Source organism: Streptomyces sp. NPDC030222 (genome assembly GCF_055573115.1).
The window spans coordinates 458,840-484,326 of the sequence record NZ_JBVICA010000001.1 but is presented as its reverse complement, the minus strand read 5'-3'; the positions used below and the strand labels follow the sequence as shown (position 1 = coordinate 484,326).

Genomic DNA, 25,487 nt, shown 5'->3' with positions numbered 1-25,487 from the left:
CTCTCATGTCTGAGCTCGTCAAGAGCCCGACGGCGGCGGACGAGGCCACCGAGGCCCAGCCGGCCGTCGCCGCGGAGCCCGCTCCCGCCAACATCACCCAGTGGGGCGAGATCCGCCACCGCTTCGTCCAGAACAAGCTGGCCGTCCTCGGTCTCGGCATCATCGTCGTGCTCTTCCTGACCGCGGCGTTCGGCGACATGATCGCCCCGTACGACCCGCTGGATCAGGACCTGGAGAACACCCTCGCCGGCCCCGGCGCGGAGCACTGGATGGGCACCGACGCCCTGGGCCGCGACGTCTTCAGCCGGCTCATCGCCGGCGCCCGGATCGCGGTGCTCGTCGGCCTCGCCTCGATCTTCTTCGCCGTGCTGATCGGCGTGATCCTCGGTGCCCTGGCCGGCACCTTCGGCGGCTTCGTCGACACCTTCATCATGCGTGTCGCCGACGTCTTCCTCGCCTTCCCGCTGCTGATCGGCGCCATCGTCATCATCCTGGTGACCGGCCGCGGCATCACTCCGGTCATCATCTCGCTCGCGATCTTCTCCTGGGCGACGGTCTCCCGACTGCTGCGCAGTTCGATCCTGTCGGTGCGCGAGATGGACTACGTGCACGCCGCCAGGGCCCTGGGCTCCAGCCGGCTGCGCATCATCCGGAAGCACATCCTGCCCAACTCGCTGACCGCGGTCCTGGTGTACGCCACCTTCAACGTGGGCACCGCGATCATCGGTGTGGCCGCCCTGTCCTTCCTGGGCGTCGGCGTCCCCGTCGACGTTCCGGAGTGGGGCAACATGCTCAACGACGGCCAGAAGTTCATCGGCGTCGAGGACCATCTGTGGATGTTCCCCAGCCTGTTCGTCGTGATCACCGTGCTCGGCTTCGCCTTCGTCGGCGACGGCCTGCGTGACGCGCTCGACCCGAAGCTCCGGTGACCCCCGATGCCCCAGGACAACATCAGCAAGCAGGACGAAGGTGACGGCGTGACGACGTCGGAGATTCTGAGCGGGACGGACACGGGCAGCGGGCCCGGCGTGCCGCTGCTGGAGGTCGACAACCTCCATGTCGAGTTCAAGACCCGTGACGGGGTCGCCAAGGCCGTCAACGGCGTGAGCTACAGCGTCAACGCCGGCGAGACCCTCGCCGTGCTCGGCGAGTCCGGCTCCGGCAAGTCCGTGACGGCGCAGGCCGTCATGGGCATCCTGGACAGCCCGCCCGGAAAGGTCACCCAGGGCGAGGTGCGCTTCCACGGCAAGGACATCCTCCAGATGCCGGAGGAGGAGCGCCGTAAGTTGCGGGGCGCCAAGATGGCGATGATCTTCCAGGACGCGCTGTCCTCGCTGAACCCGGTCTACTCGGTGGGCAACCAGCTCAGCGAGATGTTCCGGGTGCACCAGGGCATGTCCAAGAAGGACGCCAAGAAGAAGGCGATCGAGCTGATGGACCGGGTGAAGATCCCGGCCGCGGCCGCGCGCGTCGACGACTACCCGCACCAGTTCTCCGGCGGTATGCGCCAGCGCATCATGATCGCCATGGCGCTGGCCCTGGAGCCGGACCTGATCATCGCGGACGAGCCGACCACCGCGCTCGACGTGACGGTCCAGGCCCAGGTCATGGACCTGCTCGCGGACCTGCAGCGCGAGTACAACATGGGTCTCATCCTGATCACCCACGACCTCGGCGTGGTCGCCGACGTCGCGGACAAGATCGCCGTGATGTACGCGGGCCGGATCGTCGAGACCTCGCCGATCCACGAGCTGTACAAGCGCCCCGCGCACCCGTACACCCGTGGTCTGCTGGACTCGATCCCGCGCCTGGACCAGAAGGGCCAGGAGCTCTTCGCGATCAAGGGACTGCCGCCCAACCTGCTCCGCATCCCCACCGGTTGCGCGTTCAACCCGCGCTGCCCCAAGGCGGACGACATCTGCCGCACGGAGATCCCGACGCTGCACCCGGTGACCGAGCAGGACGGCACCGAGCTGGCCGGCCGCGGCAGCGCCTGCCACTTCTGGAAGGAGACGATCCATGGCTGAGCTGAAGAAGGACGACGAGGCCGTGGACGCCACTCCGAACGTCTCCGAGATCGAGACGGTCGACGCCGCCACCGTCGACGAGGCCGTCGCCGCCATCGAGGCGCCGGTCGAGCGCGGTGAGCCGATCCTCCAGGTGCGCAACCTGGTCAAGCACTTCCCGCTGACCCAGGGCATCTTCTTCAAGCGTCAGGTCGGCGCGGTCAAGGCCGTGGACGGGGTCTCCTTCGACCTCTACCAGGGCGAGACCCTCGGCATCGTCGGCGAGTCCGGCTGCGGCAAGTCGACCGTGGCCAAGCTGCTGATGATGCTGGAGACCGCGACCTCCGGCGAGATCTTCTACAAGGGCCAGGACATCACCAAGCTGTCCGGCAAGGCCCTGAAGGCCGTCCGCCGGAACATCCAGATGGTGTTCCAGGACCCGTACACCTCGCTGAACCCGCGGATGACGGTCGGCGACATCATCGGCGAGACCTTCGAGATCCACCCCGAGGTGGCCCCGAAGGGCGACCGGCGCCGCAAGGTGCAGGAGCTGCTGGACGTCGTCGGTCTCAACCCGGAGTACATCAACCGGTACCCGCACCAGTTCTCCGGCGGTCAGCGCCAGCGCATCGGCATCGCCCGCGGCCTCGCGCTCAACCCGGAGATCATCATCTGCGACGAGCCGGTGTCCGCGCTGGACGTGTCGGTCCAGGCACAGGTCATCAACCTGATGGAGAAGCTCCAGGACGAGTTCAACCTCTCCTACATCTTCATCGCGCACGACCTGTCGATCGTCCGGCACATCTCCGACCGCGTCGGCGTGATGTACCTCGGCAAGATGGCCGAGATCGGTACGGACGCGCAGATCTACGACCACCCGACACACCCCTACACCCAGGCGCTGCTGTCGGCCGTCCCGGTCCCCGACCCGGAGGCCCGCGAGGGCCGCGACCGGATCATCCTCACCGGTGATGTCCCGTCGCCGGCGAACCCGCCGTCCGGCTGCCGCTTCCGCACCCGGTGCTGGAAGGCTCAGGACAAGTGCTCCACCGAGGTGCCGCTGCTGGCGATCCCGGAGCGCTTCCAGGGCTCGGACTCCCCGGCCGCGCACGAGTCGGCGTGCCACTTCGCCGAGGAGAAGGACGTCGTCCACGCGTCGTGACCCGTAGTCCCTGCAGGCAGCCCCGCGCACTCCGGTGCGCGGGGCTGCCGCCGTTGGTGCGGGCTCAGTCGTCCAGGCGTTCGTCGTCGATGTCGACGGTGATGGTGCCCGGTGGGTAGTCGTCCTCCCGTGCGGTGAGGATGAGGTCGGTCATGGGGCGCGTGGCACTGGGCAAGGAGGCGTAGAGGGCGTGGCAGGTGTCCGGTCCGCCGAGCCCGTCGCGCACCATGGTCCCCACGGTGGCGGCCGCGACCGTGTCGAGGGCCTCGACGTCGAGGCCGGGCAAGGCGAGCACGTTCATGGCCGAACCGGCGTCCCTCACCTCCGCCTCCAGCAGGCAGAGGGCGGGCACGAGCAGATGCCGGAACGGGGAGGCCGCGGCGTTGTCCGCGACACGCGCCAGTCCGCGGTGCCCCTGGGCGAGCGCGAGTACCGCGCTGGTGTCCAGAATGATCACGCGGCGTTGCCTCGCAGCGCTTCCCGGGCCTTCTGCGCGGCGATTTCGTAGACGCGGTCCAATGCGTGCGGCGTCGCCTCGAACTCCGCGTCCGTGAGGTCGACGTGCATCCGCTCGCGCAGGATCCGCCGTGCCTCGTCGACACGTGCCCGGGTCTGGTCGGTGGTCAGCTGTTCCGCGGCCAGTGCGGCGACCAGCGCTCCTATCGTCGTTCCCCGCTCCTTGGCGAGCGCGGCGAGGTGGTCGCGGGTCGCCTGCGGGACTTTGATGGTGGAATCGGCCATACCGGAACGGTACACCGCGAGTACACCGTAGGTATACCGTGGGAGAAAACCCTTTGCGTCCCTCCCGTCCCCGCACGGACAGTGGCCGCATGTCTCTCACTCTCCGCCCCGTCGGCCTGGCAGACGTGCCCGCCGTGCACGCGCTGATGAACGCCGTCGACGTCCTCGAGATCGGCCGGGCCGACACCGTGCTCGCGGAGGTCGAGGCCGATCTGACGCACAGCGAGATGGACCTCGCCCGGGACACCTGGCTGGCGTTCGACGGCGAGGAGCCGGTGTGCTACGGCGTGGTGTGGAGGGACTCGGACGACGGCCACATCGCGGCCGACCACTACGTGCTGCCCGGGCACTCCGCCGCCGCGGTGCGGGTGCTGGAGCGGATGGAGGAGCGGGCCGCGGAGCAGGCTGCGGAGGACGGAGCCGACCGGGCCGTCCTGAGGCTGCACCTCAACGTGCGGCCCACGATCGACACCGCGCTGCTGACCGGCCGCGGCTGGCGGACCGTCCGCCGGTACCAGGTCATGACACGGCCGGTGTCGCAGGACACCGACCCGGTCCCCGGGCCGCTCCCCGGGCTGACGCTGCGGGACTGCCGCGAGGAGGCCGACCGGCGGCTCGCACACGCGCTGCTCGAGGAGACCTTCGCCGAGCACTTCGACCACCACGAGCGCGGCTACGAGAAGTGGCTGGAGGACGTGGGCGGGGCCCGGGTCGACTGGTCGCTCCTGTGGATCGCCGCACTGGCCGGCGAGGGCGACGTGGGGGTGCTGTTCACCCGCGACGACCGCGAGGCCATGGGCTGGATCCGGAACGTCGGGGTGCGCAAGGCGTACCGCGGGCGGGGGCTCGGCGGCCATCTGCTCCGGTTCGCGTTCGGCACGTACGCCGCGCGCGGCCGGGACACCATCGGACTGGGCGTGGACATCGAGAACGAGACGGGGGCGCTGGCGCTGTACGAGGCGCACGGCATGACGCCGCACTACGCCGTGGACACCTGGGAGATCGTCCTTCCGGCTGGCATAGCGGCCACTCGGGCGCGATAGGAGTGCGACAAGCTCCCTGATGGGGTGATATTGGGCCCAGACGAGAGCTGGGACCCGGGAGGCACTCCATGCGCGGAGCGACGCACGTCAGGTGGGCCGCGGTCGCGATGGCGGTCGCCCTCCCGGTGACGGCCTGCGGCGGCGGCGCCACCGGCGGCACGCCGGGAGTCGTCAGCTCGTCCTGGGGCGATCCGCAGAACCCGCTCGAACCGGCCAACACCAACGAGGTCCAGGGCGGCAAGGTCCTGGACATGATCTTCCGGGGCCTCATCCGGTACGACCCGAAGACCGGCGCGGCCGAGAACATGCTCGCCGAGAAGATCGAGACGAGCGACTCCGTCCAGTTCGCCGTCACCGTGAAGGACGGCTGGACCTTCTCCAATGGCGAGAAGGTCACCGCCCAGTCCTTCGTCGACGCCTGGAACTACGGCGCCCACCTGAAGAACAACCAGAAGAACGCCTACTTCTTCGGCTACATCGAGGGCTACGACCAGGTCCATCCCGAGTCGGGGCCGCCCAAGGCCGCGACGCTCTCCGGCCTGAAGACGACCGGCCCGCTGACCTTCACCGTCAGGCTCAACCAGAAGTTCTCCACCTTCCCCGACACCCTGGGCTACGCCGCCTTCGCCCCGCTCCCCAGGGCGTTCTTCGAGGACCACGAGGCGTGGCTGTCCAAGCCCGTCGGCAACGGCCCCTACACCGTGGACTCCTACGTCAAGGGCTCCCAGATGTCGCTGCGGAAGTGGGCCGACTACCCGGGCGACGACAAGGCCAGGAACGAAGGGGTGGACCTCAGGGTCTACACCGACAACAACACCGCCTACACGGACCTCACCGCCGGCAACCTCGACCTCGTCGACGACGTCCCCGCCGCACAGCTCAAGAACGTGCAGGCCGACCTGGGCGGCCGCTACATCAACACCCCCGCCGGCATCATCCAGACCCTGGTCTTCCCGTACTACGACCCCGCCTGGAACAAGCCCGGTCTGGAGAAGGTCCGCACCGGACTGTCGATGGCGATCAACCGCAAGCAGATCACCGAGACGATCTTCCAGAACACCCGCACCCCGGCCACCGACTGGACCTCCCCGGTACTCGGCGTCGACGGCGGATACAAGGCGGGCCTGTGCGGCGCGGCCTGCGAGTACGACCCCGCCCAGGCCAAGAAGCTGATCAGCGAGGGCGGCGGCATCCCCGGCGGCCGGCTGAGGATCAGCTTCAACGCCGACGCCGGCTCGCACCGCGAATGGGTCGAGGCGGTCTGCAACAGCATCAACAACGTCCTCGGCAGCGCCCGGTCCTGCGTGGGCAACCCGGTCGGCACCTTCGCCGACTTCCGCAACCAGATCGGACAGCACAAGATGCCCGGGCCGTTCCGGGCCGGCTGGCAGATGGACTACCCGCTGATCCAGAACTTCCTGCAGCCGCTGTACTACACCAACGCCTCCTCCAACGACGGCAAGTGGTCCAACGCCACCTTCGACGAGCTCGTCGACCGGGCGAACGCCGAGACCGACACGGCCAAGGCCGTGAAGACGTTCCAGCAGGCCGAGGAGGTCGTCCGCGACCAGATGGCCGCCATCCCGCTCTGGTACCAGAACGGCAGCGCCGGCTACTCGGACCGCATCAGCAACGTGTCGCTGAACCCGTTCAGCGTCCCCGTCTACAACGAGATCCAGGTGAAGTGACGCACCGGCGCCGGGAGGTCGACCCAGGAGACCGAGGAGGCCCGCGATGGGACGGTATGTGATCCGGCGTCTGCTGCAGATGATCCCGGTCTTCTTCGGCACCACACTGCTGATCTTCCTGATGGTGAACGTGATGGGCGACCCCGTCGCGGGCCTCTGCGGCGACCGGCAGTGCGACCCCGCGACCGCCGCCCAGCTCCGCAAGGAGTTCGGACTCGACAAGCCCGTGTGGCAGCAATACCTGACCTACATGGGCAGCGTCTTCACCGGTGACTTCGGCACCGCCTTCAACGGCCAGCCGGTCACCGAACTCATGGCCAGTGCCTTCCCGGTCACCATCCGGCTCACTCTCGTCGCGATCTTCTTCGAGATCGTCATCGGCATCACCCTCGGGGTGGTCACCGGCCTTCGCCGCGGCCGCCCCGTCGACACCGGAGTCCTGATGATGACCCTGGTGGTCATCTCCGTCCCCACCTTCGTCACCGGACTGCTGCTCCAACTGCTCCTCGGCGTGGAGTGGGGCTGGATCGACCCGGCAGTCTCCCCGGCCGCTCCGCTGAACGAACTGATCGTGCCCGGTCTTGTCCTCGCGTCCGTCTCCCTCGCCTACGTCACCCGCCTGACCAGGACGTCGATCGCCGAGAACCGCCGCGCCGACTACATCCGCACCGCCATCGCCAAGGGCCTCCCGCGTCGCCGGGTCACCACCCGGCACCTGATGCGCAACTCCTTGATCCCGGTGGTCACCTTCATCGGCACGGACATCGGAGCGCTGATGGGCGGTGCCATCGTCACCGAGCGGATCTTCAACATCCACGGCGTCGGCTACCAGCTCTACCAGGGCATCGTGCGGCAGAACAGCCAGACCGTCGTGGGCTTCGTGACCGTCCTCGTCCTGGTGTTCCTCCTGGCGAACCTGCTGGTCGACCTCCTGTACGCCGTACTCGACCCGAGGATCCGCTATGCCTGAGCAGTCGCAGGACGGGGCGATCGCCCCCACCGGGATGGGCGGCCCGATGGACCTCGCGACGAGCGAGGGGGAGACGCTGGAGCCGGATTCCTCGACCGGTCCCGGCGGTCCCGAGGGCACCGGTCCGGAGGGCACCGGGCCCGAGGCGCGGCCCCGCAGCCTGTGGTCGGACGCCTGGCACGACCTGCGGCGCAACCCCGTCTTCGTCGTCTCCGGCCTGGTGATCCTCTTCCTGGTGGTCATCTCGGTCTGGCCCTCGCTGATCGCGAGCGGCAATCCCCTCCAGTGCGACCTGGGCAAGGCCCAGGAGGGCTCCCAGCCCGGCCACCCCTTCGGCTTCGACGGCCAGGGCTGCGACGTCTACACCCGAGTCGTCTACGGCGCCCGCACCTCCGTCACCGTCGGCGTGTGCGCCACCCTCGGGGTCGCGCTGCTCGGCTCCGCACTGGGGGCGGTCGCCGGCTTCTACGACGGGTTCGCGGACAGCGTCCTGTCCCGGTTCACCGACATCTTCTTCGGCATCCCGGTGGTCCTGGGCGGCCTGGTCTTCCTGTCGGTGGTGACCAGCTCCACCGTCTGGCCGGTGATCGGCTTCATGGTGCTGCTGGGCTGGCCCCAGGTCGCCCGGATCGGCCGCGGTTCCGTGATCACCGCCAAGCAGAACGACTACGTCCAGGCGGCGCGGGCCCTCGGAGCGTCCAACACGCGCATCCTGCTGCGCCACATCACACCCAACGCCGTCGCGCCGGTCATCGTCGTCGCGACCATCGCGCTCGGCACGTACATCTCCCTGGAGGCGACGCTCTCGTACCTCGGTGTCGGCCTGAAACCGCCCACCGTCTCCTGGGGCATCGACATCTCCGCCGCCTCCCCGTACATCCGCAACGCCCCGCACATGATGCTGTGGCCGGCCGGCGCGCTGGCGGTCACGGTGCTCGCCTTCATCATGCTCGGCGACGCGGTGCGCGACGCCCTCGACCCCAAGCTGCGCTGAGGAGGCACCGCATGCTGCTCGAAGTGAAGGACCTGCACGTCGAGTTCCGCACCCGCGACGGTGTCGCCAAGGCCGTCAACGGCGTCTCGTACGCGGTCGGCGAGGGCGAGACGCTCGCCGTGCTGGGCGAGTCCGGGTCGGGAAAGTCCGTCACCGCCCAGGCCGTCATGGGCATCCTCGACATCCCTCCGGGACGGATCACCGGCGGCGAGGTCCGCTTCCGGGGCCGCGACCTGCTGCCCCTCAAGGAGGAGGAACGGCGCAGGGTCCGGGGTGCCGAGATGGCGATGATCTTCCAGGACGCCCTGTCCGCCCTCAACCCGGTGCTGACCGTGGGCGAACAGCTCGGCGAGATGTTCGTGGTGCACCGTGGCATGTCCCGGAAGGAGGCGAGGGCCCGGGCCGTCGACCTCATGGACCGGGTCCGCATCCCGGCCGCGAAGGAGCGCGTCGGCCAGTACCCGCACCAGTTCTCCGGCGGTATGCGGCAGCGCATCATGATCGCCATGGCGATGGCCCTCGAACCCGCGCTGATCATCGCCGACGAACCGACGACCGCACTCGACGTGACCGTCCAGGCCCAGGTCATGGAGCTCCTCGCGGAGCTGCAGCGCGAGTACCACATGGGGCTGATCCTGATCACCCACGACCTCGGGGTCGTCGCCGACGTGGCGGACCGGATCGCCGTCATGTACGCGGGCCGCATCGTCGAGACCGCCCCGGTCCACGACATCTACCGGGCCCCCGCCCACCCGTACACCAAGGGCCTGCTGGCCTCCATTCCGCGCCTGGACCGCAAGGGCCGGGAGCTGTACGCCATCAAGGGCCTCCCACCCAACCTGACGCGGATCCCGCCCGGATGCGCGTTCAACCCGCGCTGCCCGCTCGCCCGGGACCGCTGCCGGACCGAGGCGCCGCCGCTGTACGAGGTGTCCGGCGACCGCAGGAGCGCCTGCCACTTCTGGGAGGAGGCACTCCATGGGTGAGGCGATCCTCGAGGTGCGCGATCTGGTCAAGCACTATCCGCTGACCCGCGGCATCCTCTTCAAGAAGCAGATCGGCGCGGTGAAGGCCGTCGACGGCGTCGATCTCGACCTCGCGGCCGGTGAGACGCTCGGCATCGTGGGGGAGTCGGGCTGCGGCAAGTCCACCCTCGCCAGGATGCTGGTCCAGCTGGAACGGCCCACGGCCGGCCGGATCCGCTACAAGGGCGAGGACATCACCCGGCTGTCCGGCCGGGCCCTGAAGGCGGTACGCCGGAACATCCAGATGGTGTTCCAGGACCCGTACACCTCGCTGAACCCCCGGATGACGGTCGGGGACATCATCGGGGAGCCGTACGAGATCCACCCCGAGGTGGCGCCGAAGGGCGACCGGCGCCGCAGGGTGCAGGAGCTCCTCGACGTCGTCGGCCTCAACCCGGAGTACGTCAACCGCTATCCGCACCAGTTCTCCGGCGGCCAGCGCCAGCGCATCGGCATCGCCCGCGGGCTGGCGCTCCGGCCCGAGATCATCGTCGCTGACGAACCGGTGTCCGCGCTGGACGTCTCCGTCCAGGCACAGGTCGTCAATCTGATGGAGCGGCTGCAGGGCGAGTTCCATCTGTCCTATGTGTTCATCGCCCACGACCTGTCGATCGTGCGGCACATCTCGGACCGCGTCGGCGTGATGTATCTGGGCCGGATCGTGGAGCTCGGCAGGGACGACGAGATCTACGACCATCCGACGCACCCCTACACGCAGGCGCTGCTGTCGGCCGTTCCGGTCCCCGACCCGGAGGCACGGGAGCACCGGGCGAGGATCATCCTCACCGGTGACGTGCCGTCCCCGGCGAACCCGCCGTCCGGTTGCCGGTTCCGTACGCGCTGCTGGAAGGCGCAGCTCCGGTGCGAGCTCGAGGTGCCGCCGCTGGCCGTCCCGGCGCAGTTCCGGCCGGCCGAGGGTCCGGCCGGACACGATTCGGCGTGCCATTTCGCCGAGGAGGTGCACGCGGTGCCGGCGGAGCAGGGATCGCCGCCCTCGTCGCCGCCCCAGGCCGCTCCGCCGCCCCAGGTCGCTCCGCCGTCCGTGGAGGAGTAGCGGGGGAGCCGGGCGGGGCCCGGGGGTGGATCAGGGCTGGTTCAGGCCGTCCAGCGGACGATCGGTGCGGAACCAGGGCCGGTTCGGGGCCGGTCACGGTGTTTGATCAGGGCCGGATCGGGCCCGGTTCAGGGCCGGTCTGCCGTGAGAACGGGGCAAAAGCCCATCAACCTCGTTAACACGCAGGCAACTTGACTGTCTCAGTCCCGATATACGGACAGGCCACGCTGAGCCGTGTACGGCCGTGCGGGTGCCGTAGAGCCGGCCGGGACGGGCGACAGTCCATCCCGGCCGGTCACCCGGATCAGGCCAGTGCCCGCTTGAGGAAGTCCACCTGCAGCAACAGCAGGTTCTCGGCCACCTGCTCCTGAGGGGTCATATGGGTGACGCCCGAAAGCGGCAGCACTTCATGGGGGCGTCCGGCAGCCAGCAGGGCCGAGGAGAGCCGCAAGGTATGGGCTGCGACCACATTGTCGTCGGCCAGACCATGGATGATCATCAACGGTCGTCGCTGCTCCGCCACCTGGCACAACCCGCCTTCCCCGACGAGCGAGTTGGCGGCGTACACCTCCGGACGTTCCCGGGGGTCGCCGAGATAGCGCTCGGTGTAGTGGGTGTCGTACAGGCGCCAGTCGGTGACCGGGGCGCCGGCGACCGCGGCATGGAAGACATCGGGCCTGCGCAGCACCGCGAGCGCCGCGAGATAGCCGCCGAACGACCAGCCGCGGATCGCGACCCGCCCCAGATCCAGCGGCAGGCCCTGCTCGGCGAGGCCCTGCAGCGCCTCGATCTGGTCGTCGAGGGTGAGGGCGAAGTCGTCCCGGATCGCCTTCTCCCAGCCCGGGGAACGGCCCGGAGCGCCCCGGCCGTCGGCGACGACCACCGCGAAGCCCTGGTCGGCGAGCCACTGGGACGTGAGGTGCGCGTGGTGCGCGGCGAGCACCCGCTGCCCGTGCGGCCCGCCGTAGGGGTCCATCAGCACCGGGAGCGGGCCGTCACCGTCCCGATGGCCCGTCGGCAGCAGCACGGCGCAGGGGATCCGCCGCGCGCCCGCCTCCAGCAGCCGCACCCGGGCCGTCAGCACCGGCCGCTCCGCGTGACCGGCCACGACGACCAGCTGCTTGCCCTCCCGCAGCACCCGGACCACCGGGCCGCTCTCCGGCGTCGCCGAGGACATGACGGTCACATCGCCGCAGCGGACCGCGGAGTGCACGCCGACGCCCTCCGAGACGCGTTCCACGCCCAGCTCGTTGACCCGGTACACATGGATCTCGCCCACCTCGGGCGCCGCGGCGGCCTCACCGGCGGACGCGGACACGAGGACGTCGTTGTCCCCGATGTCGAGCACCGCGCGCACCTGCAGCTGCGGACCGGTGAGGGCCCGGTCCCCGACGGTGAGTACCCGCGCACCGCCCTCGTCGGCGATCCGTACCAGCCGCGACGCGGGGTCCCAGGCGGGTACCCCGTTGAACAGATCCAGCCACACCGGGTCCTCGTCCGCGTGCACGACGCGCGTCGCGCCGCTCTCCGGGTCCACCCCGAGGCACAGCTGGGTCCGCTGGTCCCTGGCCTGCACCAGCAGCAGCGGGGCCCCTGCGTCCGACCAGTGCACCCGCGCCAGGTACGGGTAGCGGACCCGGTCCCAGTGCACCTCCGTCCGGCTGCCGTCCAGCGCGCAGACGAACAGCCGCACCTCGGCGTTGGCCGACCCCGCCGCCGGATAGGCCACCTCGGCGGGCTCCCGGGAGGGGTGCGCAGGGTCGGCGATCCACCACCGCGCGACCTCGCGGTCGTCCGCCCGCGCCACCAGCAGCCGGTCCGACTCCGGCGACCACCAGAAGCCGCGCGTCCGGTCCATCTCCTCGGCGGCGACGAACTCCGCGAGCCCGTACGTGACATGGGCGTCCTCCGGCTCCGCGAGCGCCCGGTCGTCCTCGCCCTCCGCGCCCACGACGCGCAGCGCACCCTGGGCGACGTAGGCCACCAGACGCCCGTCCGGCGACGGGCGGGGGTCCAGCACCGGTCCCGGCACCGGCAGTTCGCGCGCGGTGCCGGCCCGGAGCTCCACGGCGAACAGCTGCCCGGACAGGGTGAAGGCGGCCAGCTCCACGGCCCGGTCCACGGCGTAGGCCACGATGCCCGCCGAGCCCTCGCGGCTGCGTTCGCGCCGTGCCCGCTCCGCCGCGGACAGCTGCTCGGCCGCACCCCCGAGGAGCGTCTCCGGATCGGCCACCGTGCGCTCGGCGGCGGTCTCCCGGAGGTCGAGGACATGGAGGCTGTTGGCGCGATCGGTGCCCGATGCCGACCGCAGGAAGACCACCCGCGTCCCGTCAGGCGAGACGGTGAACGAGCGGGGTGCGCCGAGGGTGAAGCGCTGAGTCCTGGCGTACTGCCTGGGAAACGAGGGTTCGGTGGACGTCATGGAACCGAACCTAGCGGCCGTGCGCCCCTCGTGCTGCCGTGCACCGATCAATGCGTTCGCACGGATAGTTATGATCCGTAGCACTGGGTGGGTATGAACCACCTGGTCCGTGCTGCCCTACAACTGCCCGTTCCCGACCGTAAAACTGGAGGTGACCGCCGTGGCACTCTCGATTTCGGCGGTGGTGCTGCTGGCGATCGTCGTCTTCCTGCTGGTCAAGAAAGCAGGACTGAAGGCGGGACACGCGGCGGTCTGCATGCTGCTGGGCTTCTACCTCGCCAGCTCGTCGATCGCGCCCACCATCAGTCAACTCACCACGAACGTGGCGGGGATGATCGGCGGCCTCAAGTTCTAGGGGTGTCCGGCGCATCCCCTGGGGGCGTCCGGTGGATGCCCGGTGGACCGGCGCGGGGCACCCCGGTGGATCGGTACTCCGTGATCCACCGGAACCCCCAGGCGGGACTCCTCGTAGGCTGTCCCGTATGACGGACCTTCCTCCCCCGGAGCTTCGCCCGGGTGGTGCCCCCGCCCGTCGTCTGCTCCTGGTGCACGCGCACCCCGACGACGAGTCGATCAACAACGGCGCCACCATGGCCAAGTACGCGGCCGAGGGTGCCCTCGTCACGCTGGTGACGTGCACCCTCGGGGAAGAGGGCGAGGTGATCCCGCCCGCCCTCGCGCACCTGGCCGCCGACCGCGACGACACCCTCGGAGCCCACCGGGCCGGGGAACTCGCCGCGGCCATGGCGGAGCTGGGCGTCACCGACCACCGCTCGCTCGGCGGGCCCGGCCGGTACCGCGACTCCGGCATGATGGGCGCCCCGCAGAACGCTCGCGAAGGGGCCTTCTGGGGCGCGGACGTCGACGAGGCGGCGGGACACCTCGTGGCGGTGATCCGTGCCGTGCGCCCCCAGGTCCTGGTCACGTACGACCCGGACGGCGGCTACGGCCACCCCGACCACATCCAGGCCCACCGGGTCGCCATGCGGGCCGCCGATCTCGCCGCCGACCCCGCCCACGGCCACGGCGCTCCCCACTCCGTCGCGAAGATCTACTGGAACCGCGTCCCGCGGTCAGTGGCGGAGGAGGGCTTCGCCCGGCTGCGGGCCTCCGGGGTCTCCTTCCCGGACATCGGCGACCTGTCGGACATTCCCGGCGTGGTCGAAGACGACGTGATCACCGCGGAGATCGACGGCACGCCCTACACGGCTGCCAAGACGGCCGCGATGCGCGCGCACGTCACGCAGATTTCGGTGGAAGGCCCGTTCTTCGCACTTTCCAACGACCTCGGACAGCCGATCCTCACAACCGAGTACTACGAACTCGTCCGCGGTACCCCGGGTGTCCGGGACGGTGGCCGGGAGCGCGATCTGTTCGCCGGGCTGGAGGTGTCGTGAACGCCACACCCGATCCCCGCCGGATCGTCGCCTACGCCGCGCTCCTGCTCCTCGGCCTGCTCGTCGGTGTGGCCGGGACGCTCGTCCAAGCAGCCTGGTTCCCGGGCGGGTTGGTGCTGGCGCTGGGTGGTGCCGGGTCCCTCTTCTACGGAGGGACGCAACTGACCGGGACCAGGATCGGAGCCGCCGTGCCGGCCGCCGGATGGCTGCTCGCCGTCATGCTGCTCACGACCACCCGCCCGGAAGGGGACTTCGCGTTCGGTGCCGGAATGGCGTCGTATGTCTACCTGCTGGGGGGCATGGCCGTCGGCGTGATCTGTGCCACGATGCCGCGGGTGCCGCAGCCCGGCGGGGAATCCGCTCCGCTCGGCAAGTGACGGAGTCGACTTATGTCGGTCCGTGACGGCCAGTATGGTGGTGCGCGCCGCCGAGCTGTCCGAGACGTCCGACGAAGCACCAGCACGCAGCAAGCACGGGCAGCGGAGCCAACCGGGAGAAACCTGCCTTGAGTCGTGAAAATGACAGTCCGTCCTCCGGCCCCCAGGGGCGCGGCGGAGCCGTGTACCCCTCGGGAACGCCGCCGTACGGCACCCGGGAGTACCCGTCGCTGCACCCGACGCAGGATGCTCCGGAGGAGTCCGGCGAGCCGACCGCGTCCGTGCCGGACGAGAAGAGGACCGAGACCACGCTGACCACGCGGATCCGGATCAACATCCCCGGGTCGCGCCCCATTCCGCCGGTCGTCATGCGCACGCCCATGGGCGACTCCGGCAAGCCGGAGAAGGGGACCGGCGAGGCCGCCCGCGCAGAGGAGTCCTCCGCCGAGCGGACCGGTGCCACGCCTCGCGTCGAGGCCCCGGCCGCCGCGCACCCGGCGCCCGGGGAGGAGGCTCCGCAGCCTCCCGCCGAGGAGAAGACCAGTTCCTGGTTCGCGCCGCGCAAGCCGCCGGCCGCCGGGAGCCCCGCACCGTCGGGTCCCGGAGCGGGTCCCGGCGCGGCCACCGGCTCCGCTCCCGGCGCGGCCCCGGGCGGCCCCGGCCGCCCGTCGGCTCCCCGCCCGGCCGTCGGCGCCGGTGGTCCCCCCGGCGGCTCCGGCGCGCCCGCAGGGCCGGGCATGCCCGGTGTCTCCGGTGGCGGCCCCCGGCTGGCCGGCGTCCCCGGCAGCGTGCGGCCCACCGGCGCTCCCGCCCCGCAGGGCGTCGGGCAGCCGGCACCCGGCCTCCCGGACCACGGCGACGGCGGACTCGGAGGCTTCCCGGCCCAGGGCGGCCGGCCCGCCCCCTCGCCGTACCGCGACGGGAACGTCCCGGGCGCCCACCCCGGGCCCGACGACCGTCCCGCACCCGGCCCGGTGACCCCGGCCGGCGCCACGACCGGTCCGGTCACCGGCACCGGTTCGCTGTGGCCCTCGGACGACACCGGCGCGCCCATCACCGGCATCCCGGGAGTCCCCGAGGCGCTGGCGATGTCCGACGACACGGCCGTACTCACCCCGCAGCCGCCCTCCGACGGCCGGTACACGCCCGGCGGGCCGGGCCACCCGGCAGACCGCGTCTCCGGGGACACGCTGACCAGCGGCATCCCCGTGGTGCCGCCGGAGCACCGCTCCCCGTTCCCGCCCGGGCCCGGCGCCTCCGGCACCGACGCCCCGCCGCGGGTGCCGGCCCCCGGCCCGGCGGCCGCCCCGGCCCCGGCACGCTCCGCGGCCCCGTCCGCGCCCGCGAAGAAGGGCCGCTCCAAGATGGTCCTCCTCGGCGCCGGCGTCTTCGGCCTGCTCGGCGTCGCCTACGGAGCCGGACTGCTCCTCAACCACTCCGAGGTGCCCAAGGGCACCACGGTGCTCGGCGTCGACATCGGCGGCGGCACCAAGGCGGAAGCGGTCAAGAAGCTCGACGCGGCGTTCGGCGAGCGCGCGACCGTGCCGCTCCAGCTCATGGTCGACGGCAAGAATGCCGAACTGAGCCCCGTGAACGCGGGCCTCTCCCTGGACGGCCAGGCCACCGTGCGCGGCGCCGCGGGCAGCGACTACAACCCGGTGTCGGTGATCTCCACCCTGTTCGGCGGCGAGCGGACCGCGCAGCCGGTGATCCCGGTCGACAACGAGAAGCTCCGTGTCGCCCTCGCCGAGCTCGCGAGCACGTCGGGCACGGCCACCGAGGGCACCATCCGGTTCGTCCCCGGCAAGGCCGTCGCCGTCCCCGGCAAGACCGGCAAGACGCTGGACGTGGGCCAGTCGATGATCTCGGTACGGGACGCCTACCGCGCCCAGGTCGAGACCGGCAAGCCGAACACCGTCGAGCTGCCCGTCACCACCCGTGAACCGGCGGTCGGCCAGGCCGAGCTGGACCGGGCGATGCGCGAGTTCGCCCAGCCGGCCATGTCCGGCCTGGTCACGATCAAGGCGGGCGGCAAGCAGATCCAGTTCGGTCCGGCCCGCTCGCTGCCGAAGATCCTTTCCATGAAGGCGGTCGACGGCAAGCTGGTCGAGGTCTACGACAAGCAGGCGATCACGGAACTGCTCGACGGCGTCTTCGACGGCATCGAGATCACCAAGGGCGACGGCAAGAAGCACCCCGTCTCCGCGGACGACGTGGCGAGCGCCCTCCAGACGGCGCTGCGCGGCAAGACCCCCGCGGAGCGCACCGAGGTGATCGAGCTCGATCCCAGCTGACGCACGTACGGCGGGCCCGGACACACCCTGTTCCGGGCCCGCCGTCGCGCGTGCGGCGGACGGCTCCACCGACCCGGAACCCGCGGTCGCGCGCTGACTGCGCGGAACCCGGGCCGCGCACTGACGACCCGGAACCCCGTCCGCGCTCCGGCCGTCTCAGGGGACGGTCCCGCGACCACCCGCCGACGGCGATCCAGGAACTCGCGGTCCCCGACCGAGTGGAACCGGTGCGGACCGCCTACGAGAAGGGCCGGCTCCCACCACCGTGTCGATACCGCCGCAGCCGCAGCAGCCCGGCCGGGGCCCCTACGGGTACCCCCATCCGTCCGCCCAGGGACCGGGCCCGTACGCCTCGCCGCCGCCGGGACCCTACGGGCCGGCGTACCCGTCCGCGGCCCCCGGACCGTACGGCCCGGCGTACCCGTCCCGGCCCGCGGCCCCCGGACCGTACGGGCCGACCGTTCCGTCCCAGCCCGCGGCCACGGGGCCGTACGGCCAGACGTACCCGACGGCCGCCGCCCCCGCCACGCAGCCCGCGATGGCGCAGCAGGTCCTCACCTGCCATATCTGCGGCGCCCAGCCGGCGGCCTACGGCGTGGTCCGCGGACACCAGGGCCTGCTGGTGCTGATGCGCTTCCTGAAGCGCCAGGGAAACTTCTGCCGCACCTGCGGTACGGCGATCTACCGCGAGATGCAGTCGAAAACCCTGTGGCAGGGCTGGTGGGGACCCCTGTCGTGCGTCATCACCCCGTTCGTGGTCCTCGCCAACCTCGGGGTCCGCGCCCGCTTCCGGGACCTCCCCGAGCCCGTGGGCGCCCACCACCGGCCCCTCGACCCCGGCAAGCGCGTCCTCGCCCGCCCACCGGCCCTGGTGGCCCTGTCGGCGGTGATGCTGCTGGTCGTGCCCTTCGTGACCCTGCTGGTCATCGGTGTGCTCGTGAGCGGCGCGGAGAAGGTCTCCGTCGGCGACTGCGTGCGTGTCACGGGATCGAGCCCGTCCGACGGAACGGAGAAGGTGGACTGCGGCGACAGCGACGCGGCCTACTCGGTCGTCGACAAACCCGACTGCCCCACCGTCCCCTACATGATCGGCGCGCCCGACACCGAGGACGGCCTGACGTACTGCCTCAAGCCGGTCCCGCGCTACAAGGGCTGACACCCCGAGGGCCGGCCCTCCCGGGCGCACCCCGCCGACCGTCCTCGTGCACCGGCCCGGTGCACGTGTGCCGCGTCCGTCGGGGCCTCGTCCGCCGGCCGGCGTATGTCTGCCTCGTCCGCCGGTCCCCCGTCCGTCAGTTGAGCATCGCCCGTGCCGCCCGCGCCCGTTCGCGGACGGTCGCCGCCGTGGCGGGTTCGACCGCGGCCACCACGTCCGCGTACTCCTCCAGTTCCTCCGCTCCCGCGAGGAAATCGCCGCGGTGGACGAGCAACTGGGCGTGTTCGTAGCGGAGGCGGGCCGGGTGGCGGGGGAGCAGCAGCGAGAGCTCCACGGCCCACAGGGCGACGTCGGTGTGCTCGGGGCGGGCGGCGGCCCAGGCGCGGATGTTGTTGAGGATGCGCTGGACGATGTCGAGGGAATCGGCGGGGACCAGCATCGACGGTTCGAGGGAACGGCCCGTGGCGCCCGCGACGAGGAGCTCGGCGTCGGGGCCCGTCAGGACCCGGCCGCCGTCGAAGGGGTCCGCCAGGACCTGTTCCTCGGGGGCGCCGAATCCCACCACGAAGTGGCCCGGGAGCGCCACGCCGTGGACCGGGGCGCCGGCCCGGCGGGCGACCTCGATCCAGACCACCGAGAGCAGGATCGGCAGGCCGCGCCGGCGCCGCAGCACCTGGGGCAGCAGCGAGGACTCCAGCCGCTGGTAGTCCGTGGGGGAGCCGCGGAACGCGAACCGGGTGCCGAGCAGGTCGGCGAGCGCGAGCGCCCAGGCGACGGGGGTGCTCAGACCGTAAGGCAGCAGCCCGGCCAGCCGGTCCAGTTCGATCTGCGCCTCGTCGAGGTCGCGCTCCTCGAACGACGGATCCGCCTCCGCGGCCACCAGGAGGCACAGCGTCGCGAGGTCCGGCCGCTCCGAGCGGGCCTCCTCGGCGAAACGCCGCCGCCACGGCGAACTGCCCCTGTCCATACAGCCCTCGTACCCGCTCACGGTGATCGGAAGTGGTGGTAGGCGTGATGGGCCGCGAAGCCCATGCCGTCGTAGAGGGCGAGGGCCGCGCCGTTCCCCGCCTCCACCTGGAGCCAGGCGGCCGAGGCGCCCTCGTCCAGAGCCCGCCGGGCGAGCGCGGCCATCACGGCGGTGGCGAGGCCGCGGCGGCGGTGCGCGGGATCGACCTCCACGGCCATGAACCCGGCCCAGCGGCCGTCCACCACGCATCGGCCGATCGCAGCCGGCGCGCCTTCTTCGAGGACGGTCGCGAACCACACCGAGGGGCCGCCGCCCAGCACGGCCGCCACCTCGGGGCCGACCGTGCCGGTACGCCCGTACCGCAGCATCCACGGCTCGTCGCACGAGCGGGACAGCACCACCCGGTCCGTCACGGAGCTGGCGACGGCGTCCGCGATCGGTGCCAGCGCGGCGATCCGCACCTGCGCGCTCACCTCGCGCACCCAGCCGCGCCGCTCCAGCTCGGCGCACAGGGCCTCCTGGGTGCCCTCGGCGCCGGTCGCCGTCTGCACGTACGCGGGAAGGCCCCGTTCGGCGTACCAGGCGCGGATCCGTGACAGGGCCTCGTCCAGTGGCACACCCGGGTCGCCGAGGGGCAGCACCGAATTGGCCCGCCGGGTGAAGCCGCCCGCGGCCCGCAGCTCCCAGTCGCCGAGCCGCTCGCTCTCGACCGGCGGCCAGGCACGGGCGGTGGCCCGCGCCAGCTCCTCGAAGGTCGCGGCGGGACCCCGGCGACGCGCCGGGGCGGGGGGCACCACCTTGCCCGCGACCAGGGACGATTCCGCGATCCGGACGTGCTCGCCGTCCTTTCGTGTGATGTCGAGCACTCCCGCGTCCCATGATGTGAGAACCCCGACGGTGTCCGTGAACTTCGGGGCTGCGGCTTCCGCGCTGGTCAGGCTGCGTACGGAAACACGTTTTCCCACGTCAGCCGGGGTCACACGGACTTCGTACCGTCCGCCGGCAGTGAATTCCACAGTTGTGTCCGCCCCTCCTGTTCGGATCATGCCCCGGAACGGAGATACTAGATCTCGGGCATCGACGACGCCGCGCTCCCGCGCGCCAGGCGGCGGAGCCTACGGAGGCCCGCCAGCGCCCTATCGAGGAGGAACGACAGCGTGACCTACGTCATCGCGCAGCCTTGTGTCGACGTCAAGGACAAGGCGTGCATCGAGGAGTGCCCGGTCGACTGCATCTACGAGGGCCAGCGGTCCTTGTACATCCACCCGGACGAATGCGTCGACTGTGGAGCCTGTGAGCCGGTCTGCCCGGTGGAGGCGATCTTCTACGAGGACGACACCCCGGAGGAGTGGAAGGACTACTACAAGGCCAACGTCGAGTTCTTCGACGAGCTCGGCTCTCCCGGTGGTGCCTCCAAGCTCGGCCTGATCGAGCGCGACCACCCGTTCATCGCCGCGCTGCCGCCCCAGGGCGAGTAAGCAGCGGTCCGCATATGCCGCATCGGTCCCGTACGGTCTGCCGCCGTACGGGACCGAGCCGTTTGCGGTGCGTGCGCCGGGCACCGGCAGACGCCGGCCCCGGTGCGTACAGGCAGCGGCGGATCGGTACGTACGAGAAAGTGAGCAGCTCGTGAGCGCAGTCTCCTCGCGTCTCCCCGTCTTCCCCTGGGACAAGCTGGAGCCCTACAAGGCGACGGCGGCCGGCCACCCCGACGGCATCGTCGACCTGTCCGTCGGCACGCCCGTCGACCCGGTGCCCGCGCTGATCCGGGAAGCCCTCGTGGCGGCCGCCGACTCTCCCGGTTATCCCACGGTCTGGGGCACGCCCGAGCTGCGGGACGCGATCGTCGGCTGGCTGGAGCGGCGGCTCGGCGCACGCGGGCTGGACCACCGCAATGTGCTGCCCGTGGTCGGCTCCAAGGAACTGGTGGCCTGGCTGCCGACCCAGCTCGGCCTGGGCCCCGGCGACCAGGTGGCGTATCCGCGGCTCGCCTACCCGACGTACGAGGTCGGTGCCCGTCTCGCGGGCGCCGAGCCGGTCGTCTACGACGACCCGGTCGCCGATCTCGACCCGGACCGGGTGGCCCTGCTGTGGCTGAACTCGCCGTCCAACCCGACCGGCCGGGTCCTGGCCAAGGACGAGCTGGTCCGGATCGTGGAGTGGGCGGACGAGAACGGTGTGCTCGTGGTCAGCGACGAGTGCTACCTGGAGCTGGGCTGGGAGGCCGAACCGGTCTCGGTCCTGCACCCGGAAGTCTCCCGCGGCACGTACAAGGGCCTGATCTCGGTCCACTCGCTGTCCAAGCGGTCCAACCTCGCCGGCTACCGCGGCGCGTTCCTCGCGGGCGACTCGGCGGTGCTCTCCGAACTGCTCCAGATCCGCAAGCACGGCGGCATGATGACGCCCGCCCCGGTGCAGGCCGCGATGGTCGCCGCCCTCGGCGACGACGAGCACGTGGCCGAGCAGCGCGCCCGGTACGCGGCCCGGCGCGCCGCCCTGCGCGACGCGCTGGTGGCGCACGGCTTCCGGATCGAGCACAGCGAGGCCAGCCTGTACCTGTGGGCGACCCGCGACGAGCCCTGCTGGGAGACCGTCGCGCACCTGGCGGACCTCGGCATCCTGGTCGCGCCGGGCGACTTCTACGGGGCGGCCGGTGAGCGGTTCGTGCGGGTCGCGTTCACCGCGACCGACGAGCGGGTCGCCGCCGCGGTGAAGCGTCTCGCGCCGTAGCGCACGGGAAACGACGGAAGGGGCCCGGGGAGTGTGACCCACGCTGTTGGTACCAACCGCGTCGGCGTGACTCCCCGGGCCCCCTTCGTCAGGGCTGCCGTCCTTCCGGCGTGCCGTCCGTCGTACGCGCCTGCCGCCCCGGCGTACGGGCCGGCAGCCCCCGTGTACGGCTCAGTGGCTCAGCGGCAGGGCCACGCCGGAGGTGGGCAGGGTGTTGCCGGTCGCACCCTTGGCCGCTTCGCCCAGCAGACCGCCACCGGTGGCCGCGGCCTTGCCTGCGGTCTCCTGCGCGAGGGGGGCCGTCTTCTTCACGGTCTCCCGCACCGTCTTGTCGTTCGTCTTGGCGGTGGCGGCGGCCTTCTCCGAGACACCGTCCACCGCGTCGGTGGCGGGGGCCGTGTCGAACGAGGTCAGTCCGGCCACGTTCGGGGCCTGCGCCAGATCCGCGGCGCCGGCGGATCCGGCCGCACCGACCACGGGCGCTGCACCAGCCGCGATGAGAAGCGCGGCGCGGGCGATACGGCGGGTCAGGGGGAGGGACATCGTGCTCCTTAGATGGTCTGACTGTCCGGCGATCGGACGCAGTGACAACCGCTCGGAGGGTGCGGGAGGTTGCGGAGCACGAAGGTAAAGAGTGGGTAATGCGTCACCTGATCGGCCCTGTCCGAACCGGGATGAACGGGGCTTCTCCGGTGGCGGCCCGGAGGGGCGTGGCCCTTTGTCCCCAAGGGGATTGACGATTCGGCAGCACGCGGGGCACGAGCCGCCGCGTCCGCCTCGCCGACACGCCGGTGATGACGCTCGCGGGTGACGGACCGCACGTCTGCGCACCCCTTCCGGGTGGGCCTCGGGGAGGATGCCGACCGCGGGGGTACGCGGCGCCGGGGCGGGGATCGGGAGAGGGCGCGGCTGCGCCGGGTCCGCGTGGGTGGGCTCGGGGCGGCGGGTTCGGTACAGGCGGGGTGGCCGGGAGCGGGGGGCTGCCGGGGCGGGGTCCGAGGGCAGGGCTCCTCGGGAAGCGGTCGCTTCGGGAGGCGGCCTCTGCTCGCAGGCCATCGTGGCGGACCGAGGAGTGGTCTCTCCTTGCCGCCGGCCGTGGCGGACGGGGAAGTGGTCTCTCGTCGCGGCGGTCGCGACGGTCGTGGCGGACCGGGTGGCGCTCTCTCCTCGCGGCAGCCTTGGTGACCGGCAGGTGTGGTTGCGGGGAGACGGTCCCCGCGGGACCGGGCCTACTGCGCGACGACGATCCGGACCGTCCCGGCCCCGGACGCCGGGCTGCCGGAAGGCGAGGACTGCGACGAAGGGGTCTTCGAGGCGTCCCCGCCGCCCGCCAGCCGATGCCAGCCGCCCCCCGTGGCCTCCGCCGTCCACACCCGGCCCGCGTGCTCCACACGCTCGATCCGCAGCACCGACGCCTGCGCCACCGCCCAGTGCGCCAGCTCCCAGCCGCGCTGTCCCGGCTCTGCCGCGCCGACCGCGCCCGCTGCCGGGACCGGCACGGACAGCTCACGCGCGGCGGTCCTGCCCGCGCCGGGCGAGCCCAGCGGGCCCGCCGAGCCGGGCTGCGCCGACTCCGCCGGCAGCACGTCCCGGCCGAAGGCGCGCACCAGGCTCTCCCGTACCTCGGCCACGTCCCCGGCGCCCTGACCCGGCGCCGTCACGCAGCTCAGTGCCGCCGGCGCCCGCCCGGTCAGCGCCGCCGCCAGAAGCGTCGCGTCCGGCTCGTGCTTGGCGTAGGCCTGGGGGAAACCACTGCGCTGGACCCGCTGCGCCGCGACCGTCAGCGGCAGCCGCGAATAGCCCGGCACCTTGTCCAGGTGCTTGTAGAACTCGCCCGCCGAGTACACCGGGTCCATGATCTGCTCGGGCGTGCCCCAGCCCTGCGACGGGCGCTGCTGGAACAGGCCCAGCGAGTCCCGGTCGCCGTGCCGGATGTTGCGCAGCGCGGACTCCTGGAGCGCCGTCGCGAGCGCGATGGTGACCGCCCGCTCCGGCATGCCCCGCGTCGTGCCGACCGCGGAGATGGTCGCCGCGTTCTCCGCCTGCTCCAGGGAGAACTCGTAGGGCTCCCCGTCCCCCTCGGCGGGTTGCACCATGCACCGGGGCGCACCCGGTCTGCTGGTCACGTACTGGACGGCCGCGTACGCGGCGAGCGCCAGCAGCACGACGAACGCGGCCGCGAAACGGAAGAGGCGGCCACGGCGGGGAGACAGGTCGGGCTCGGACACGAGGCCCACCGTACTGGAGTCCGGAAAACGGACCGTACGGATCCCCTGACGCCCGGTTCGCTAGGGTCTGGTGCATGGCAGACACCTCTCTCGACCTCACCCAGGACGCCGCGGCACTGACTGCGCAGCTGGTGGACCTCCCCTCGGTGAGCGGAGGTGAGAAGCCCCTGGCCGACGCCATCGAGGAGGCGCTGCGCGCACTCCCGCACCTCACCGTCGACCGGCACGGCAACAACGTCGTGGCCCGCACGGGCCTCGGACGTGCCGAACGGATCATCCTCGCGGGGCACATCGATACAGTGCCGATCGCGGACAACGTCCCCTCCCGCCTCGACGAGCACGGCGTGCTGTGGGGCTGCGGCACCTGTGACATGAAGTCCGGGGTGGCCGTGCAGCTGAGGATCGCCGCGACCGTCCCCGAACCCAACCGCGACCTCACCTTCGTCTTCTACGACAACGAAGAGGTCTCCGCCCACCTCAACGGTCTCGGACATGTGGCGGACGCCCACCCCGACTGGCTGGAGGGTGACTTCGCGGTCCTCCTGGAGCCCTCCGACGGCGAGGTCGAGGGCGGATGCCAGGGAACCCTTCGGGTCCTGCTGCGCACCGAGGGTGAGCGGGCACACTCCGCGCGGAGCTGGATGGGGTCGAACGCCATTCACGCCGCCGCGCCGATCCTGGAACGGCTGGCCCGCTACGAACCGCGGCGGCCGGTGATCGACGGACTGGAGTACCACGAGGGCCTGAACGCCGTACGGATCGAGGGCGGAGTCGCGAGCAACGTCATCCCCGACGCCTGCACGGTCGTCGTCAACTTCCGTTACGCGCCCGACCGCAGCGAGGAGGAGGCCATGGCCCACGTCCACGAGGTCTTCGCGGACTGCGGAGTCACGGAATTCGTCGTCGACGACCACTCGGGTGCGGCCCTGCCCGGCCTCTCGCACCCGGCCGCCGCCGCCTTCATGGCCGCCGTCGGCGGAAAGGCCCGGCCCAAGTTCGGCTGGACCGACGTCTCCCGCTTCAGCGCCCTCGGGGTGCCGGCCGTCAACTACGGCCCCGGCGACCCCCTGCTCGCCCACAAGCGGGACGAGCGCGTGCAGACCTCCCGGATCCGGCACGCCGAGGAGCGGCTCCGCGCCTGGCTGACCGCCTGATGCCCGGCCCGGCACGTCGTGGAGGTCCCGGAACCGTCGTGTCCGCTCACCGCCCACGGAAATTGGGAGATCGGTAACG

24 protein-coding genes are annotated in these 25,487 nt (G+C 71.6%); 17 read left to right on the top strand and 7 right to left on the bottom strand.

Annotated elements, in window-relative coordinates:
* The first annotated feature begins 5 nt into the window (after positions 1 to 5).
* The 3 genes from ACZ4Z5_RS02095 to ACZ4Z5_RS02085 are packed head-to-tail and all read left to right on the top strand — an operon-like array spanning position 6 to position 3,168.
* Positions 6 to 929: an ABC transporter permease gene (locus ACZ4Z5_RS02095; RefSeq protein WP_468255249.1), complete on the top strand. Its 924-nt coding sequence runs from the start codon at positions 6 to 8 to the stop codon at positions 927 to 929.
* Between the two features lie 6 nt (positions 930 to 935).
* Entirely contained in the window at positions 936 to 2,027 is a 1,092-nt protein-coding gene (locus tag ACZ4Z5_RS02090) for an ABC transporter ATP-binding protein (RefSeq protein ID WP_468255246.1), read from the top strand.
* Complete coding sequence (locus ACZ4Z5_RS02085; RefSeq protein WP_468255243.1) at positions 2,020 to 3,168, top strand: ABC transporter ATP-binding protein; 1,149 nt, start codon at positions 2,020 to 2,022, stop codon at positions 3,166 to 3,168. The genes ACZ4Z5_RS02090 and ACZ4Z5_RS02085 overlap by 8 nt, the downstream gene beginning before the upstream one ends.
* Before the next feature lie 64 nt (positions 3,169 to 3,232).
* Here ACZ4Z5_RS02085 and ACZ4Z5_RS02080 read toward each other — a convergent pair whose 3' ends face one another.
* The gene (locus tag ACZ4Z5_RS02080; protein WP_468255240.1) at positions 3,233 to 3,625 is read right to left on the bottom strand and encodes a PIN domain-containing protein; all 393 of its coding nucleotides are present in this window, start codon (positions 3,623 to 3,625) and stop codon (positions 3,233 to 3,235) included.
* Positions 3,622 to 3,909, bottom strand: coding sequence for a hypothetical protein (locus ACZ4Z5_RS02075; protein ID WP_468255237.1), 288 nt, complete (start codon positions 3,907 to 3,909; stop codon positions 3,622 to 3,624). The genes ACZ4Z5_RS02080 and ACZ4Z5_RS02075 overlap by 4 nt, the downstream gene beginning before the upstream one ends.
* An 89-nt stretch (positions 3,910 to 3,998) precedes the next feature.
* On the opposite strand from ACZ4Z5_RS02075, the gene ACZ4Z5_RS02070 reads away from it, so the two are divergent.
* The 6 genes from ACZ4Z5_RS02070 to ACZ4Z5_RS02045 all read left to right on the top strand — a co-directional run bounded on the left by ACZ4Z5_RS02070 (position 3,999) and on the right by ACZ4Z5_RS02045 (position 10,683).
* Positions 3,999 to 4,952, top strand: a complete 954-nt coding sequence (locus tag ACZ4Z5_RS02070; protein ID WP_468255234.1) for a GNAT family N-acetyltransferase — start codon at positions 3,999 to 4,001, stop codon at positions 4,950 to 4,952.
* A 68-nt stretch (positions 4,953 to 5,020) separates the two neighbouring features.
* On the top strand, positions 5,021 to 6,640 hold the full coding sequence (locus ACZ4Z5_RS02065; protein WP_468255232.1) for a peptide ABC transporter substrate-binding protein: 1,620 nt from the start codon (positions 5,021 to 5,023) through the stop codon (positions 6,638 to 6,640).
* Positions 6,641 to 6,686: 46 nt separating this feature from the next.
* Entirely contained in the window at positions 6,687 to 7,610 is a 924-nt protein-coding gene (locus ACZ4Z5_RS02060) for an ABC transporter permease (protein ID WP_468255229.1), read from the top strand.
* Positions 7,603 to 8,604: an ABC transporter permease gene (locus ACZ4Z5_RS02055; RefSeq protein WP_468255226.1), complete on the top strand. Its 1,002-nt coding sequence runs from the start codon at positions 7,603 to 7,605 to the stop codon at positions 8,602 to 8,604. The genes ACZ4Z5_RS02060 and ACZ4Z5_RS02055 overlap by 8 nt, the downstream gene beginning before the upstream one ends.
* 11 nt (positions 8,605 to 8,615) lie before the next feature.
* Entirely contained in the window at positions 8,616 to 9,590 is a 975-nt protein-coding gene (locus ACZ4Z5_RS02050; RefSeq protein WP_468255223.1) for an ABC transporter ATP-binding protein, read from the top strand.
* A complete protein-coding gene (locus ACZ4Z5_RS02045) occupies positions 9,583 to 10,683 on the top strand; it encodes an ABC transporter ATP-binding protein (RefSeq protein ID WP_468255220.1) in 1,101 nt (366 codons plus the stop codon). Before ACZ4Z5_RS02050 ends, ACZ4Z5_RS02045 begins: the two co-directional genes overlap by 8 nt.
* 304 nt (positions 10,684 to 10,987) lie before the next feature.
* On the opposite strand, the gene ACZ4Z5_RS02040 is transcribed toward ACZ4Z5_RS02045, so the two are convergent.
* Positions 10,988 to 13,105 (bottom strand): S9 family peptidase, encoded by a 2,118-nt coding sequence (locus ACZ4Z5_RS02040; protein WP_468255217.1) that lies wholly within the window; start codon positions 13,103 to 13,105, stop codon positions 10,988 to 10,990.
* Positions 13,106 to 13,265: 160 nt separating this feature from the next.
* Between ACZ4Z5_RS02040 and ACZ4Z5_RS02035 the strand changes: the two genes are divergently transcribed.
* The 5 genes from ACZ4Z5_RS02035 (at position 13,266) to ACZ4Z5_RS02015 (ending at position 18,329) form a co-directional block, all read left to right on the top strand.
* A complete protein-coding gene (locus ACZ4Z5_RS02035; protein WP_468255214.1) occupies positions 13,266 to 13,460 on the top strand; it encodes a hypothetical protein in 195 nt (64 codons plus the stop codon).
* 127 nt (positions 13,461 to 13,587) lie between these two features.
* Positions 13,588 to 14,502 carry an N-acetyl-1-D-myo-inositol-2-amino-2-deoxy-alpha-D-glucopyranoside deacetylase gene (gene mshB / locus ACZ4Z5_RS02030; RefSeq protein ID WP_468255211.1) on the top strand — a complete coding sequence of 305 codons (915 nt, stop codon included), beginning with the start codon at positions 13,588 to 13,590 and terminating at the stop codon, positions 14,500 to 14,502.
* Positions 14,499 to 14,879 (top strand): DUF6113 family protein, encoded by a 381-nt coding sequence (locus ACZ4Z5_RS02025; protein ID WP_468255208.1) that lies wholly within the window; start codon positions 14,499 to 14,501, stop codon positions 14,877 to 14,879. Before mshB ends, ACZ4Z5_RS02025 begins: the two co-directional genes overlap by 4 nt.
* A 128-nt stretch (positions 14,880 to 15,007) precedes the next feature.
* Positions 15,008 to 17,173 (top strand): peptidoglycan binding domain-containing protein, encoded by a 2,166-nt coding sequence (locus ACZ4Z5_RS02020; protein WP_468255205.1) that lies wholly within the window; start codon positions 15,008 to 15,010, stop codon positions 17,171 to 17,173.
* Positions 17,174 to 17,711: 538 nt separating this feature from the next.
* Positions 17,712 to 18,329 (top strand): LppU/SCO3897 family protein, encoded by a 618-nt coding sequence (locus tag ACZ4Z5_RS02015; RefSeq protein WP_468255202.1) that lies wholly within the window; start codon positions 17,712 to 17,714, stop codon positions 18,327 to 18,329.
* A gap of 136 nt (positions 18,330 to 18,465) precedes the next feature.
* Here ACZ4Z5_RS02015 and ACZ4Z5_RS02010 read toward each other — a convergent pair whose 3' ends face one another.
* Positions 18,466 to 19,296, bottom strand: a complete 831-nt coding sequence (locus tag ACZ4Z5_RS02010) for a transglutaminase family protein (protein ID WP_468255199.1) — start codon at positions 19,294 to 19,296, stop codon at positions 18,466 to 18,468.
* 17 nt (positions 19,297 to 19,313) lie between these two features.
* Complete coding sequence (locus tag ACZ4Z5_RS02005; protein ID WP_468255196.1) at positions 19,314 to 20,312, bottom strand: GNAT family N-acetyltransferase; 999 nt, start codon at positions 20,310 to 20,312, stop codon at positions 19,314 to 19,316.
* Between the two features lie 141 nt (positions 20,313 to 20,453).
* Here ACZ4Z5_RS02005 and fdxA point away from each other — a divergent pair, with 141 nt between their 5' ends.
* Positions 20,454 to 20,774 carry a ferredoxin gene (fdxA, locus tag ACZ4Z5_RS02000; protein ID WP_018561461.1) on the top strand — a complete coding sequence of 107 codons (321 nt, stop codon included), beginning with the start codon at positions 20,454 to 20,456 and terminating at the stop codon, positions 20,772 to 20,774.
* A 151-nt stretch (positions 20,775 to 20,925) separates the two neighbouring features.
* Complete coding sequence (gene dapC, locus ACZ4Z5_RS01995) at positions 20,926 to 22,026, top strand: succinyldiaminopimelate transaminase (RefSeq protein WP_468255193.1); 1,101 nt, start codon at positions 20,926 to 20,928, stop codon at positions 22,024 to 22,026.
* Positions 22,027 to 22,197: 171 nt separating this feature from the next.
* Here the strand turns inward: dapC and ACZ4Z5_RS01990 are convergent, their stop codons facing one another.
* Positions 22,198 to 22,569 (bottom strand): ATP-binding protein, encoded by a 372-nt coding sequence (locus ACZ4Z5_RS01990; protein WP_468255190.1) that lies wholly within the window; start codon positions 22,567 to 22,569, stop codon positions 22,198 to 22,200.
* Between the two features lie 686 nt (positions 22,570 to 23,255).
* Positions 23,256 to 24,254, bottom strand: coding sequence for a hypothetical protein (locus ACZ4Z5_RS01985; protein WP_468255187.1), 999 nt, complete (start codon positions 24,252 to 24,254; stop codon positions 23,256 to 23,258).
* A 74-nt stretch (positions 24,255 to 24,328) separates the two neighbouring features.
* Between ACZ4Z5_RS01985 and dapE the strand changes: the two genes are divergently transcribed.
* The gene (gene dapE, locus ACZ4Z5_RS01980; protein ID WP_468255184.1) at positions 24,329 to 25,408 is read left to right on the top strand and encodes a succinyl-diaminopimelate desuccinylase; all 1,080 of its coding nucleotides are present in this window, start codon (positions 24,329 to 24,331) and stop codon (positions 25,406 to 25,408) included.
* Positions 25,409 to 25,487 lie beyond the last annotated feature (79 nt).